The following is a 15270-nucleotide window of genomic DNA, read 5'->3' as shown; positions in this document are numbered from 1 at the left end:
CACAAGCAATCTAGCGAGATATCACTGGGAATTGTTGGTGGTGAATGAATGCTACCAACACAGTTCCAACGCCCAAATCAATGCTTGCCGAGGGGCTGTGAATTGCCGCATCACACTCCAAAGTTGAATAGCTGTGTAAGCATCGTCAATTTGAACTGTTAATGGCTGGTTAGTCTCGCACCAACAGGGAATATCTAGTTCCCGCAAGCGTTGATAGACCTGCCAGCGGTCTGCCCAATTCACTTCTACAACGTGCTTTACTTTTAGTTCTGAACTGAAAGACTTCAAGATTGCCGCCCTTAAAGTGCAATAAACTTGCAGTAACTACTGCGCTTTGATTCCTTGATAAGGATATTTTTGGGAGTTGGACTCCTTAGAACAGCATAACCTAAGTGCAAACTTTTCTCAGTAGTTTTGGCAAAAAAATCTCAATCATACCTAATAACAGGAGAAGGGTGGAGCTAGGAAAAGAAATAAAGAGAGATGGGAAGGCTAAATAAATAAATCCACAATTAAAAACTCAAAGTTCAAAATATTAGTACTCATTCCCGAACAATCCAGCAGTGGAAGCTTAAAGGGGACTGGGGATAGGGGATAAGGGATAAGTAATTTCTCGACCCCCAACCTTCAGCCATATCACATGAGATTAATGAAAATTTTTACCTTTTCTACTGACTCTGGCTTCTGGTTCCTTTGTTCTAGCTTTTCTACCTCCTCAAAAATATCAAGCTGTTTGATGATATGTATTTGCGATAAGAAATAAAAGCAGAAGTTTTATACAGTTACAAAAAATCAAAGTTTTATAATATTTTTAGAGCTTGTTTTCATTTTTGAAATGCTAATATGTAAAGACTAAGCGGTTAGAATGCATAACTGCTCAAAAGCGAGGAGAACAATGTCTGAAACGCAAACTTTGTTACAAGATTTTGGTCAGGTTTATGACAATCCTGTACTGCTAGATCGCAGTATCACTGCTCCAGTTTGTGAAGGATTTAACGTTGTCTTAGCTAGCTTTCAAGGTCTGGCTTTACAATACCAAAAGCATCATTTTGTAGTTGAAGGCGCAGAATATTACTCTCTGCACGAGTTTTTTAACGAAAGTTATAAAGAAATACAAGAACACATCCATGATATTGGCGAGCGCCTAAATGGATTGGGAGGCGTGCCAGTTGCAACCTTCGCCAAATTAGCGCAATTATGCTGCTTTGAGCAAGAAGTAGATGGTGTCTTTTCCTGCCGTAACATGGTAGAAAATGACCTCAAGGCAGAGCAAGCGATGATTAAGTTGATTCGCAGCCAAGCTGCTCAAGCAGAAAGCTTAGGCGATCGCGCTACACGCTATCTCTACGAAAAAATCCTTCTGGAAACTGAAGAAAGAGCTTACCATTTGGCTCACTTCCTTGCCAAAGACAGCTTAACCTTAGGATTTGTTCAACGTGTTCAAAACTAACATTCTAATTATCTGAAGCCGTCTTTCCTAGACTGAAGGAAAAGTTGCAAGTGTTAGTTCTGAATAAATTATAAAAAAAGGCAGAGATAGGCACATTTATCTCTCTGCCTTTTTTATTTATGTATCTAAAAATACACACTATTAAAATCAAAAATTTTATTATTGCTTTACTACGAGTAAATACTCATATCTAAAAGAGCCTATAATTATAAAACTTAATTTATATATATATAAATCAATTGCTGTTTTATTGAGAACAATAACTAATAATCTCAAATTAATCTCAAACAACTAATAAATTACAGCATGATTACCACACACAATTTAGACATAAAAAGCAGTAGAAAATGAACTCAAAATCTAAAAAATAAAGTGAAACAGTAAATTAATTACGCTTTTAGCCATGAAATTTTCCTATCTTTGTGCGATCGCCTAAGCTAGAGAAGACTACAGAATAAAATGCTTGGAACACTAGAAAAATCAACAAGAGTGCCTTTTCCTGACTAGGTCTGTGTCATGAAATGTAGAAAAGTTGATAACAAACAGCATTAGTAGTGGGTAAAGACCCTTAAAATAATCAGGATTTGTATTCTCATACTCCAAAGCAACGACTATGCCCCGCCGTGACGATATTAAAAAGATTCTGCTACTAGGGTCTGGCCCAATAGTGATTGGACAAGCTTGTGAGTTTGACTATTCTGGAACCCAAGCCTGTAAAGCGCTGCGAGAAGAAGGCTATGAAGTGGTACTGGTCAATTCCAACCCTGCTACAATCATGACCGATCCAGAAACAGCCGATCGCACATACATCGAACCGCTAACACCGGAATTAGTTGAAAAAGTCATCATCAAAGAACGACCTGACGCCCTACTACCAACAATGGGAGGACAAACCGCCCTTAACATCGCCGTCGCTTTGGCAAAAAGCGGAGTGTTAGAAAAGTACAGCGTCGAGTTAATAGGCGCTAAGTTACCAGCCATTGAAAAAGCCGAAGACAGGAAACTGTTTAACGAGGCGATGGCAAAGATTGGGGTGAAGGTGTGTCCTAGTGGTACAGCTTCTTCATTAGAAGAAGCAAAAGCGATCGCCCATCGCATTGGTACTTATCCTTTAATTATTCGTCCAGCTTTTACTTTAGGTGGTACTGGCGGCGGTATTGCTTACAACGAAGAAGAATTTGCGGAAATGGCACAAGCAGGTATAGATGCTTCTCCCGTATCGCAAATTCTGATCGACCAGTCCCTTTTGGGTTGGAAAGAATACGAACTAGAAGTAATGCGCGACTTGGCAGATAACGTTGTGATTATCTGTTCAATTGAAAACATTGACCCAATGGGTATTCACACTGGCGACTCTATTACCGTTGCTCCTGCCCAAACCCTCACCGACAAAGAATATCAGCGGCTGCGGGATATGGCAATAAAAATTATCCGCGAGATTGGCGTAGAAACTGGTGGTTCTAATATCCAGTTTGCCGTCAATCCCGTGGATGGGGATGTAATTGTCATTGAAATGAACCCCCGCGTTTCTCGGAGTTCGGCTTTAGCCAGTAAAGCTACGGGTTTTCCGATCGCCAAAATGGCGGCTAAGCTAGCCGTCGGCTACAGCTTGGATGAAATTAAAAATGACATCACCAAGAAAACTCCTGCCTCTTTTGAGCCGACCATAGATTATGTCGTTACCAAAGTTCCTCGATTTGCCTTTGAAAAGTTCCCTGGTTCTGAACCAGTCCTAACCACCCAAATGAAATCGGTAGGGGAAGCAATGGCAATGGGACGGACATTTAACGAGTCCTTCCAAAAAGCCCTGCGTTCTCTAGAAACTGGGCGTGCTGGGTGGGGATGCGACATCAAAGAAAAACTCCCTAGTGGTGAACAAATTCGTGCCCAACTGCGAACACCAAACCCTGAGCGTATTTTTGCCGTGCGTCATGCCATGCAGCTAGGGCTAAGCATTGAGGAAATCTACGAGTTGACCGGGATTGACCCTTGGTTCCTCGATAAAATGCAGGAACTGCTGGATGTAGAGAAATTTCTGAAGCGGACGCCCTTGCAGCAGTTGACAAAAGAGCAAATGTATGCTGTTAAGCGGCAAGGATTTAGCGATCGCCAAATTGCCTATGCCACCAAAACCACTGAAGATGAAGTCAGGGCATACCGCAAAAAATTAGGCGTTATCCCTGTTTACAAAACTGTGGATACCTGTGCAGCCGAATTTGAAGCCTTTACTCCCTATTATTACTCTGCCTACGAAGAAGAAACCGAGATACTAGCAACTGATAAACCCAAAGTGATGATTTTGGGTGGCGGCCCAAACCGCATCGGTCAGGGAATTGAATTTGACTATTGTTGCTGTCACGCTGCCTTTGCTCTTAAAGCAGCAGGGTATGAAACAATCATGGTCAACTCCAACCCCGAGACTGTATCAACAGATTATGACACCAGCGATCGCCTCTACTTTGAGCCGTTAACTAAAGAAGATGTATTAAACATTATTGAAGCGGAAAATCCTATAGGCATAATTGTGCAGTTTGGTGGGCAAACACCGCTGAAGTTGGCAGTTCCATTGCAGAAGTATTTAAAGGGACTGGGTACTGAGGAAAATTCCCAATCCCCAATCCCTAATCCCCAATCCCCGATCACCAATATTTGGGGAACCTCTCCAGACTCTATCGATATTGCCGAAGACCGGGAGCGATTTGAGAAGATTCTCAAGGAGTTAAATATTGCTCAACCGCCAAATGGTATTGCCCGTACTTATGAGGATGCGCTGATAGTCGCCCAACGGATTGGTTATCCCGTCGTGGTGCGTCCTAGCTACGTGTTGGGAGGAAGGGCAATGGAAATCGTCTACTCCGATACAGAATTAGAACGCTACATGACCTTTGCTGTCCAAGTAGAACCCGAGCATCCAATCTTAATAGATAAGTTTTTGGAAAATGCGATCGAAGTAGATGTAGATGCGATCGCCGACCATACGGGCAAGGTAGTGATTGGTGGCATCATGGAACACATTGAGCAAGCGGGCATACATTCAGGAGACTCTGCTTGTTCTTTGCCTGCAATTTCCCTACCACCAGTAGTTCTCAATCAAATTCGCAGGTGGACGGTGGAACTGGCCAAGGCATTGAATGTAGTAGGACTAATGAATATTCAGTTTGCCGTGGTTGGTTCTCAAAGTTATTCTCCCCAAGTTTACATTTTAGAAGCCAACCCCCGCGCCTCTCGCACCGTACCCTTTGTTTCTAAAGCTACGGGCGTACCTCTGGCGAAACTAGCATCTTTAATCATGTCTGGCAAAACCTTAGAGGAGTTGGGCTTTACCGAAGAAGTTATACCATCCCATATCGCCGTCAAAGAGGCAGTATTACCATTTAATAAATTCCCTGGTACAGATACAATCCTCGGCCCGGAAATGCGCTCTACTGGCGAAGTCATGGGCATAGACAGCGACTTTGGCCGCGCCTTTGCCAAGGCAGAATTAGGTGCTGGCGAGCGTTTGCCTTTAAGTGGCACAGTGTTTGTGTCAATGAATAGTCGCGACAAAGCAGCAGCAGTACCAGTAGTCAAAGAATTTATCGATATGGGCTTTGCTGTGATGGCGACTGAAGGTACGCGCCGCGTCCTTCAAGAAAATGGCTTAGAAGTAGAATTAGTACTTAAACTTCATGAAGGTCGCCCCCACGTCTTGGATGCCATTAAAAATCACAAAATTCAACTGATTATCAACTCACCCTCTGGTGAAGAAGCCCAAAGTGACGCCAGACTAATTCGTCGTACAGCCTTGGCTTACAAAATCCCCATCATTACCACCATTGCTGGGGCAAAAGCCACCGTCGCAGCAATCCGTACCCTCCAAAATACAACTTTGGATGTCAAAGTTATCCAAGATTACTGCATGGTTCCATAGGGGATTGGGTATTGGGGATTGGGCGAAAGTTAAAGGGTAAAGGAATTTATTAACCTTTCACCTTTCCTCTTTTCCCCTTGCCCATTGCCCCATGCCCATTGCCCTTTGCCCCATTCCCCACTTCTCATAGGAGAATTCTTATAGTTAACATTGAGTTTTGTTAAGAAAGATTAGAAATTTTTCTTGCCCTTGCTAGAGTTATGGAATACGCTTATAAATACAGTTTTAAAAAAACAGCTAGCTGGAGTAGACAGGAAAAATACAAAATCTTTGTTTGTCCTGTAGTCAAAAATTTATCATAAATGTTACAATTTTTAATAAAGCACAAAAAAAAGAAATGTTTTACAAACTACCTTTTATCTAACTGTAGATACTTGTGCAGAATATAAAAGTAACTGTATCTTCTAGCAGTAAAGAACTAAATCAGAACATTACCAGTCGCCGAGTAAATCGGGCGTATGAGTTGCAAATCACAGCATGGGTTCCCAGTCTGACCAATATAGGCACCCAAAAAAGGCATCTATCAGTTAACTACCCTACTGTCAAACCCATATTTACTAAAGAGTAGTGCCATGAAGACCGCTCAGACAGCTACAGACCTCGTGCGGACTTACCTGCGTGAAATCGGCCGTGTGCCGCTATTAACACACGAGGAAGAGATTTTTTATGGCAAACAGGTACAACGTGCAACAGCCTTGCACGAAGCGAGAGAATCTCTGACCATCAAGTTAGGACGTCAACCAACTCTAGAAGAATGGGCAAAAGCGACGCAGCTAGAACCAGTAGAATTGAACGAAGCGATCGCAGATGCTGAAATAGCAAAGCGCAAGATGGTAGAAGCCAATTTGCGATTAGTAGTCTCTGTTGCTAAAAAGTATATCAAACGCAACGTCGATCTACTCGACTTGATTCAAGAAGGTAGCATTGGAATGCAACGGGGTGTGGAGAAATTTGACCCTACTAAAGGCTATAGATTTTCTACCTATGCCTATTGGTGGATACGTCAAGCCATCACTCGGGCGATCGCGGAGAAAGGTCGTACCATTCGGCTACCAATTCACATTACCGAGAAACTGAATAAAATTAAAAAGGCACAACGCTACTTATCCCAAAGATTAGGACGTGCTCCCTCTGTTTCTGAGTTAGCACAAGAGTTAGAATTAACTCCCAAGCAAGTACGAGAGTATTTAGAAAAAGCGCGTGTACCCTTATCTCTAGATATACGGCTGGGAGATAACTACGATACCGAACTTGGAGAAATGTTAGAAGATCCAGGAGCTTGTCCAGAAGATTTTGTCGCCCAATCTTCCCTGTCTAGTGACTTAGATCGTCTCATGGCAGAACTTACACCACAGCAGCGGGAAGTAATATCCTTGCGGTTTGGTTTAAATGACGGACAAGCACTAACTCTTGCTAAGATCGGCGAGATTCTGAACATCAGCCGTGAACGAGTGCGGCAAATTGAACGGGAAGCCTTAAGCAAACTCCGCAAATCAAAAGTCGGCATTAATGAATATTTAGCAAGTTAGTTGATAGTTAGTAGTTAGTAGATAGTAGTTAGTCGTTGGTTCTTCACCACTAACCACTAACCACTAACCAATAACTCAATGAGGTGCGACTTTCCGCTTTCTTTGGTACGGTTACGCCCACTGCTAACAGAGAATCTGCCTGTTAGATTAGTTTCCAGGAACACATAACAGCTAAAGCCAAGTCAAATAGACTATAAGACAACTATTAATTCAAGTCTATTTAACTTACTTTCAGCGCAGCTGTGGTAGTACAGGAGGAAAAATATGAGTAACCCATCCAATAGAGTCTCAGAATTCTTTAACAGTGAGTCAGAAACTAGTAACTTATTGTGGCAGTACGTTAAATCCTTAAGTCCAGAGACTGTGAGCCAATTATCTCAACCCAATTCCCCTGAAGTATTTCAGGTAATGGAGCGCAATATTATAGGATTATTGGGTAATTTGCCCTCCGAACACTATGGTGTTACTATTACTACCAGTCGGGAAAGTCTTGGTCGTCTATTGGCCTCAGCCATGATTAGTGGTTACTTTTTGCGTAACGCCGAGCAGAGAATGAGTTTTGAATTGGCATTGCAAGGCATGGAAATCAACAATAATGAAGCAGAGTAGGAATTGAAGTTGCCTATTGGAAATTCAAGATGTTTACGTCCATGCTTCATCTCAGCCACAGTCAAACAAATCCGAAACTACCCTCTGCGAAATTCTCACGGTCTTACTTTATCTTTGGTTGAAAAACATTGATAAATCTGAAAGTTAAGATTTATCAAGCACTCCAACAAAGCCTGTAGATGAAAATAAGCTGGCTCACCAAGTAAGCTGTTCCACATCTAATTTGCATAACTTGGGCGGGCAGGATGCCCACCCCACAAGAGAATATAATATGCAACTTGAATGTGCTTTAGCTTATTGTTAATCTTAAATTCTGAACATCAAATACGCTTGATGCAGTCAGCGCCAAACAAAAGAATACCAAGAAAATAAAATAAATTTGCAAATTGTAATAAAATACAAACTCGGTAGATATTAATTTGCCGAGTTTTGTCATTTATTCAGTTGTTGGTAGTTGGTTGTTGATTGTTGGTTGGTTATTATTCCAAACAACTAACAACTAACAACTAACAACAACTAACCACTAACCATGAACGAAACTACTTCTGTTCCACCTCATAAAATTATTGGTGTTGCGGTAATCTGGAACGACCAGAGGCAAATTTTAATCGATCGCCGTCGCCAGGAAGGAGTAATGGGGGGTTTATGGGAATTTCCTGGAGGTAAAATCGAGCCTGGTGAAACAGTTGAAGACTGTATTCAGCGAGAAATTCAGGAAGAATTAGGAATAGCGATCAAAGTCTGTGAGCATCTAATTACAATAGACCACACTTACACTCACCTCCGGGTAACTCTAACAGTACATCACTGCCACTTGATTAAAGGAGTTCCCCAACCAATTGAATGCGAGGAAGTGCGCTGGGTAAGTTTGGATGAACTAGAGTATTTTGCTTTCCCTGAAGCCAACACTCAAATTATCGCAGCATTAAGGGAATGGTTAGTGGGTAGTGGTTAGTGGGTAGTGGTTAGTGGTTAGTGGGTAGTGGGTAGTGGTTAGTGGGTAGTGGTTAGTAGGTAGTGGTTAGTGGGTAGTGGTAATATTCACTACTAACTATTATCTACTATCTACTAACTCCCGGTTCGCCTATTTTAAATTGAGTTAGAAAAAAGCTGAACGATTTAATCCAGGTTCTAACCTGTGATTCAAATGTACTCTTGTCCCAACTTTGTGCGATCGCATAAAAATAGAGTTTTTACAACGAGGTGGTAGTTCAAGGTAAATTTAGGAAAGTCGCTAAAACCATTACTACACTAAGATTCTATGTTTTTTTGTAATTTCTCGAACTCCAAAAAAAATGAGCGAACCAGGAGTACTAACTACTAACTACTAACTACTAACTACTAACTACTATCTAATTCACATACACTGGCAGCGTGAAGTGAAACCATGCTCCACCACTAGGGGAAGAATCTACCCAAATTTGACCATAGTGAGCGCGGATGATGCGTTGACACAAACACAGACCAATACCGTAGCCTTCTTTACCTTTGTCCCGTTCCAAGCGGAAGTGGTTTTCAAAAATGCGATCGCGGTTTTCTTCTGGGATACCAGGCCCTGTATCGCCAATACTGAATTGAACTTTTTGCGTAGTACGGTGCAGTCCAGCAACGCTAATCGTACCACCTTCCGGTGTATATTTAATCGCATTATCCAATAAGTTAATTAACACTTGCCGAATACGTTCTGGATCGGCGTAAACAGTAGGTAAATCCTTGGGGATATCTTTTTGTATCTTCAGAGATTTTTCAATGTAGCGATCGCGTAATTCCTCCAATGTATCTAAGCAGAGTTGTCCTATGTTTGTTTTTTGCGGTTGAATAGGAAATTCTCTCTCGTTATTACGACCCAGTTGTAAAAGGTCAGTAATCATACGGTCAATGATTCGAGTTTGGTTGCGGGCTTGTTTAAATAAGTGCGCTGTCATCGTGGGTGTCAACCTCTCGAATCCAGCTTTTTCTGGGTTGTAGTTAGATTGCAGAGTGTCCATTGCTATGGCGGCCGCAGTCAAAGGATTGCGGAGGTCATGGGCTAACATAGCTATCACCCTGTCTTTAAACTGTAGCTGTTCTTCGAGTTGCTCTTTTTCCTGTTTTAAGCGAAAAATTTCATCTGATAGTCGCAGTAGTTCCGCAGAAATAGCAACCGAACGAATAGAGGATTTAGGAGATGATGGTGAGCGACCATTATCTTCGATATTTTCTTGCAAGTTACTCTGTAATTTTACGTAGGCATCTACTGTGGCTTGCCAGCGAGGCCACCAACTTTTTAGTTGGGCAATTATATTACTACCTGCCAGAACATGTCTAGGTTCCGGATGAATTTTGATTAAAGCTGGTGTTGCTACCAGTTTAAAATATTCTGCCAAATAGGGTTGTTGCCCAACATCAACAATTTGAAGTTCAAACTTGTAGTCAGCTTCCAATTCTTTTAAGTACGCACGTATTCGCTGCGCTTGCTGTCGGGACTTTGGTCGTCCATCAACAAAAAGTAACAATTGTAGTGGAGCTTCAGAATAAATAGGCTGATCCTGGGAAGCTTGCATGTAATCGTGTTTTAGCACTGGTAACAAACCGACGACACTTGACGAAAAGTAAGATAAACTGGCGCTTGTCGATGGGATGGTCGTTCTTTTTTTTTCAATTTAATATCAATTTAATATCTATTTTAGATTTTTCATACTCCCATCCCTACAGGATTTTTTAGATGAGATATATTTTTTTCAGTCTTTTCATCCCATTTTGTCTCATTTCTGTTTCTGGGCAAGGCTTTAGCGCTGAGTCTAAGTCGCGATCTTCGCTGAATCAAAATCTTTCGTCAAGACCAGATGAAAGTTTTTATACAACTGCAACTGGGATGGTACAAGAACAAGTGAATTTGATTGCTCGCATCGAAAAAGCAATTTCTCAACCGGATGCCAATCAACTGCGATCTGTGAGAGGACAATTAACTGTCCACCAGGTAGCAACAGAAAGTTTTCTCAAACGCCACTACCCGAACCCTAAAGCTTTGTGCTATCTGGAAGGGAAATTTTCTGTGAATATTTCCTTCCTGTCCGATCAATTAACAGAGCCACAAGCACAAATTTACTGCTCTTTGTATGCTTCTAGTCAAGAGTTATCTAAACTTGCTCCAGTTTTAGATCGGCTTTTGTCTCGGCGCGGTGAGTTAGCGTTAGTGAGAGAGTTACCCCTAGTTAGTGGCGAACGCCAGTCAGATCCTGTGCTTTCAATTGCGCCAATCCAGCATCCCAATCTCGCAAAACCAGCTACTCCTTTTGCTGTTCAAGAAGCGGATTTCCCAAAAACCCCACCACCAATCATTGCTGGAACGGCGAAGAGACTTCTAGCCGAGTATGTACCGCCAATACAAGCGGCGATCGCACCACCTCCAGAAACGCTCGCTACTTTGCAAATGGCAAAGCAAACTTTGGCACAAGCAATATCGGCATTTCCCCAGGGAACACAATTTCAAAATTCTTGGGAAACTACTGCCCAGCTTGACCGCTTTAGTTATGACCTCGATCCGCAAGAGCCGCAAACTTATGCCAAGTTTCTGGAGATGCCCAACACTGGTATTTTCCGCGTCTTGCCTGATTCAGCTTACCATCGTCAGCTGAATACTCTTAGCAATCGTTTACAGCCAAGCGTCAGCGAACGCTATCCTTTTCCGTCCTTGGGTAAAACAAACGGAGGCTTTACTCCCAGCTTAGCACTTCAGCTCGTGGGTGATAAATTCCAAATTTTACCGCAGGGATTGGATTACAACTTCATGATTGACTTAGGTAATATACCCCTAGAAAAGTTGGATGCCAAGCTGCGATCTGTTTCGCTGTCAACACGACAGTTTTTCTTAAATTACCAGCATCCCAGAAAATTGGCTGATTTGCAAGTAGAGCGACGGCGCTTCATCACAGGCAAAGACCAAAATTGGAACCAAGACCAAGTGATTTTCACAGATGCCAAAGCAGTATTGAACCACACCTATTTAGTGCGATCGCTCCAGTTCCAAATACCAGAGATGATTTTAAGCGGTAAATCAATTTCCGGTAGCGATCGCCTCAATCTAGAAGAATCACTCCAAATGCAAAGCAGCGATATCATACTGGCATTTCGACCAGTGCGTCGCCGTAGTGATGGCAGCTACACAGTTCTCTGGCGAGTTTTAAATCAATTTAATCCTCCGCCAATCGATGATTTAGAAAACTACGTGAAATACTGACACCTATATTTCATATACATGAGTTCGCGCATGAAATTCACCAAGACTCTGCGAGCCTTTGCGTTTACCTCTGCGCCTCTCTGCGTTTTAAATCACTACTTTAAATCATTTTCTACATGAAATCAGCAAAGCCAGTAATTGTTTGTCCATGACCAAACTTTTTAATCAACTCTATGTTCGACAACTACCAACAAACTTTTCAAATCACCATTGTCTGTGAAAAATTGAGTTGTGCGAACGCGCTTATTTTCTCCCTGCAAAACAATTGTTTCGATTTCTCTGAGCAGTCCAGTTGCAGTATTAAACACTTTGAAATCAACAATATCACCGTGTTCCACAGCGGTTAGTTTGCTATCACTGAAAGCAGAACCGTCCTGTGGCTCAACGTTGACTTCACTATTACCTATGGGAATCACATCAAAGCTGTGGGAGAAACTCGTACCATCAGGGTACAAGTAAGTGTTTGTTATGATCCACTTCTCACCCGCATCCTGGAATGTTTGCTTGATGTCGTAGCTCTTGGTTAGTTGAAGATCCGCATCCAAAAATCTAACGGTTCCTTCCCAGTTTCCGACGTGTTTGGGTATTACTTTATAGTCCTGTAAATTAACTTTACCTTGAGTTTCTGTTGCAGCCGTGTCACGGACAGGCACATTCGTTTCTTGTTGAGTCATACTGCCGCCTCTGCTGAAGATAATGTTATGCAAGACCAGACATAATATCACTGAGGAGCTAAGAACTTAGCTACCGTTTGCACATCCTTATCACCACGTCCGGAACAGTTAATTACAATGCGAGGACTACCGCTAAGTTGCGGACACAGGGTTTCTAGGTAGGCGATCGCATGAGCGGTTTCCAGTGCAGGTATAATTCCCTCTAAGCGCGAAAGTCTCTGGAATGCTGCCAAAGCTTCTGCATCAGTCACACTGTAATATTCAGCCCGTTGAGATTCTTTCAAATAACTGTGTTCTGGCCCCACACCCGGATAATCTAACCCAGCACTAATCGAATGGGCTTCAATTACTTGCCCATCGTCGTTTTGCAGCAAGTAACTCATTGCCCCGTGTAATACACCAATACGTCCTTTTGTCAAGGTAGCGGCGTGTTTATCTGTGTTGACACCTTCCCCAGCAGCTTCTACGCCAATTAACCGCACAGATGGTTCATTCACAAACTCGTGGAACAGTCCGATGGCATTGGAACCACCACCCACACAAGCGATGAGAATATCAGGCAAACCACCCCATTTTTCCATCGCTTGGGCGCGGGTTTCTTGACCAATCACTGCATGAAAATCCCGTACCATCATCGGGTAAGGATGGGGCCCTGCCACCGAACCCAAGATGTAATGAGTCGTTTCTACATTCGTCACCCAATCCCGAATTGCCTCAGAAGTAGCATCCTTCAGCGTACCCGTTCCCGCTGCCACAGGTCGAACTTCTGCCCCCATCAACCGCATTCTAAATACATTCAATGCTTGGCGTTCCATGTCGTGAACGCCCATATAAATAACGCATTCCAAGCCAAACCGAGCGCAGACTGTAGCCGTTGCGACTCCATGTTGTCCAGCACCAGTTTCGGCGATAATCCGCTGCTTGCCCATGCGCTTTGCCAACAGTACTTGAGCGATCGCATTATTGATTTTGTGAGCGCCTGTGTGATTTAAATCCTCACGCTTTAAGTAAATTTGCGCTCCACTACCATCTGGTCTGGCATAGTGAGCGGTGAGGCGTTCGGCAAAATACAGGGGAGTAGCACGCCCTACGTAGTCGCGTAGCAATTGTTGCAATTCGGCTTGAAAGGCTGGTTGATTGCGGTATTGCTGGTAAGCTGTTTCTAGTTCTGCCAAGGCTGGCATCAATGTTTCTGGAACATACTTACCGCCAAAACGGCCAAAGCGTCCTTCTGGATCGGGGCGTTGGGTATTTTGGGAATTCGGGGAAATGGGAGTAGTGGTCACGGACTGATTTGCAATTACGGGACGAAGATAATTATAGAAAAGATTCGCATAGGGGAGTCAAGAGTCAAGAGTCAAAAGTCAAAAGTCAAAAGTAATACCTCTTGACCATTGACTTAACGGAGCAAAGTGGAGTGAGTGTTAAACATCTTTCTGTTCCTCCACCCATTCTAAGATTTCACCAGGATGAACCTTATAGGTATCGCAAATAACTTCTAACACACGAATAGAAGGCAGGTAGTTAGACTTTTTGGCAAGTTTATAACCAGTAGCAGGAGCTATACCAGTATCTTTGATGAATTGGTATACAGATAGACCTTTGGCTTCCAAGAAGCTTTTAACTCGATTTTGTATAGGCATTTTTTTATAGTACTACTCCAAAATTATTACAATATTTATAATAATACTATATTTACATAATGACTATAAGCATAGTAATATTAAAACATAGAAAAGGCGGTAGCGCCTAGGAAACGAAACCGCCTTTTCAACCCTTCATAAAAAATGAGGTTTAATTAATAATGCCACAACTTATCCTTTGTCAAACACCCACACGAGGTTGGATAAATTTAGCTTACGCTCGACAAATTCGGTTTCGGAAAGTTGATCTAAACATGTTTAACGAGGAAACCGCCTGCGTCATCACTTGGAGTAACGGTGACAGGGAAGCTTTTTTTGGGAAAGACGCTCAAGCAATCATCCAGGTTTGGAAAAATTACACAAAAAGTTAAAAAATTGAGCTAGCGCGTTACGGGGGGTTTCCCCCGTTGTAGCGACTGGCGTGAAGAGACTACGTAAAACTTATATTAGGTTTAAGCTAAATCAAGAGAGAACTCAGCACTCACAACGAGTAAACATATGGCTTCTGGAAAGGATAAATCATCTAGCGATCGCTCAGCTTGGCGTGAATTTGGTCAAGACAACTCCGCAGCAATAGAAAGACCAATTCAAGAACTACCACCCGAAAAACAAAACTTGCGGGTGCAAGCAACCCGCGCCGGACGCAAAGGTAAAACTGTAACCGTGATTAGCGGATTTCAAGCCAAACCAGAAACTCTGCAAGCTTTATTAAAGCAGTTAAAAACCCAATGCGGTACAGGTGGTACAGTTAAAGACAATGAAATAGAAATTCAGGGCGAACACAAGCAGAAGATTCTCGAAATTGTGACCAAGCTGGGTTACAAAGCTAAAATCAGCGGTGGCTAGCAACGCTGCCGAGTAAGTCAAAAGTCAAAAGTTAAAAGTCAAAAAAGCTTGTGTTATAAACCTTTGATCTGTTTTCAGATAGTCGGTTTATTTACGCCAAGTTGTACTAGTTAGTCGAGTTAACCGAACTTAGTTTACCTGCCACGCTCAGACATAAAATGTTATCTTTGAGAGGTAAAAATCCTGCTCAGTTTTAGATTCACAGGAGAAAGCAATGGATTTAGTTCGGATTATCTGCGCTATTTTCCTACCACCTCTGGGAGTGTTTTTGCAAGTTGGTTTCGGTAAAGATTTTTGGATTAATCTGCTTTTGACGATTTTTGGTTTCTACATTCTTGGCATTGTTCACGCCGTTTGGGTAATTGCGAGGAAATAGATATAAATAAAATT

General features: G+C 42.4%; 14 protein-coding genes. 9 read left to right on the top strand and 5 right to left on the bottom strand.

Annotated elements, in window-relative coordinates:
* Window positions 1–51 precede the first annotated feature (51 nt).
* On the bottom strand, window positions 52–288 hold the full coding sequence (locus tag HXY43_RS05555) for an Asr1405/Asl0597 family protein (RefSeq protein WP_290880956.1): 237 nt from the start codon (window positions 286–288) through the stop codon (window positions 52–54).
* 607 nt (window positions 289–895) lie between these two features.
* Between HXY43_RS05555 and HXY43_RS05550 the strand changes: the two genes are divergently transcribed.
* From HXY43_RS05550 to mutT, 5 genes are all read left to right on the top strand, one after another.
* Window positions 896–1450: a Dps family protein gene (locus HXY43_RS05550; protein WP_290880954.1), complete on the top strand. Its 555-nt coding sequence runs from the start codon at window positions 896–898 to the stop codon at window positions 1448–1450.
* A 613-nt stretch (window positions 1451–2063) separates the two neighbouring features.
* Window positions 2064–5360: a carbamoyl-phosphate synthase large subunit gene (carB, locus tag HXY43_RS05545; RefSeq protein ID WP_290880951.1), complete on the top strand. Its 3297-nt coding sequence runs from the start codon at window positions 2064–2066 to the stop codon at window positions 5358–5360.
* 572 nt (window positions 5361–5932) lie between these two features.
* Window positions 5933–6889, top strand: coding sequence for an RNA polymerase sigma factor, RpoD/SigA family (locus HXY43_RS05540; RefSeq protein WP_026732505.1), 957 nt, complete (start codon window positions 5933–5935; stop codon window positions 6887–6889).
* Between the two features lie 264 nt (window positions 6890–7153).
* Entirely contained in the window at window positions 7154–7498 is a 345-nt protein-coding gene (locus HXY43_RS05535) for a DUF760 domain-containing protein (protein WP_026732506.1), read from the top strand.
* 529 nt (window positions 7499–8027) lie between these two features.
* Window positions 8028–8453 carry an 8-oxo-dGTP diphosphatase MutT gene (mutT, locus tag HXY43_RS05530; RefSeq protein WP_290880945.1) on the top strand — a complete coding sequence of 142 codons (426 nt, stop codon included), beginning with the start codon at window positions 8028–8030 and terminating at the stop codon, window positions 8451–8453.
* A gap of 397 nt (window positions 8454–8850) precedes the next feature.
* Here mutT and HXY43_RS05525 read toward each other — a convergent pair whose 3' ends face one another.
* Entirely contained in the window at window positions 8851–10041 is a 1191-nt protein-coding gene (locus HXY43_RS05525) for a histidine kinase (RefSeq protein WP_290880942.1), read from the bottom strand.
* Window positions 10042–10202: 161 nt separating this feature from the next.
* Here HXY43_RS05525 and HXY43_RS05520 point away from each other — a divergent pair, with 161 nt between their 5' ends.
* Window positions 10203–11717 (top strand): hypothetical protein, encoded by a 1515-nt coding sequence (locus HXY43_RS05520; RefSeq protein ID WP_290880940.1) that lies wholly within the window; start codon window positions 10203–10205, stop codon window positions 11715–11717.
* 161 nt (window positions 11718–11878) lie between these two features.
* On the opposite strand, the gene HXY43_RS05515 is transcribed toward HXY43_RS05520, so the two are convergent.
* The 3 genes from HXY43_RS05515 to HXY43_RS05505 form a co-directional block, all read right to left on the bottom strand.
* Window positions 11879–12391, bottom strand: coding sequence for a DUF3598 family protein (locus tag HXY43_RS05515; protein WP_290880938.1), 513 nt, complete (start codon window positions 12389–12391; stop codon window positions 11879–11881).
* Window positions 12392–12438: 47 nt separating this feature from the next.
* Window positions 12439–13677, bottom strand: a complete 1239-nt coding sequence (gene trpB / locus HXY43_RS05510) for a tryptophan synthase subunit beta (protein ID WP_290880936.1) — start codon at window positions 13675–13677, stop codon at window positions 12439–12441.
* A gap of 138 nt (window positions 13678–13815) precedes the next feature.
* A complete protein-coding gene (locus HXY43_RS05505; RefSeq protein ID WP_026732513.1) occupies window positions 13816–14034 on the bottom strand; it encodes a helix-turn-helix transcriptional regulator in 219 nt (72 codons plus the stop codon).
* A 161-nt stretch (window positions 14035–14195) separates the two neighbouring features.
* Between HXY43_RS05505 and HXY43_RS05500 the strand changes: the two genes are divergently transcribed.
* The 3 genes from HXY43_RS05500 to HXY43_RS05490 all read left to right on the top strand — a co-directional run bounded on the left by HXY43_RS05500 (window position 14196) and on the right by HXY43_RS05490 (window position 15256).
* The gene (locus tag HXY43_RS05500; RefSeq protein ID WP_290880932.1) at window positions 14196–14405 is read left to right on the top strand and encodes a hypothetical protein; all 210 of its coding nucleotides are present in this window, start codon (window positions 14196–14198) and stop codon (window positions 14403–14405) included.
* Window positions 14406–14532: 127 nt separating this feature from the next.
* Window positions 14533–14880 carry a translation initiation factor gene (locus tag HXY43_RS05495; protein ID WP_026732515.1) on the top strand — a complete coding sequence of 116 codons (348 nt, stop codon included), beginning with the start codon at window positions 14533–14535 and terminating at the stop codon, window positions 14878–14880.
* Window positions 14881–15094: 214 nt separating this feature from the next.
* Window positions 15095–15256, top strand: coding sequence for a YqaE/Pmp3 family membrane protein (locus HXY43_RS05490; RefSeq protein WP_290880928.1), 162 nt, complete (start codon window positions 15095–15097; stop codon window positions 15254–15256).
* Window positions 15257–15270 lie beyond the last annotated feature (14 nt).

The organism is Fischerella sp. (genome assembly GCF_013388695.1).
In the GTDB taxonomy this organism is placed as follows: Bacteria; Cyanobacteriota; Cyanobacteriia; order Cyanobacteriales; family Nostocaceae; genus PCC9605.
This window is presented reverse-complemented; position numbering and strand designations above follow the sequence as displayed.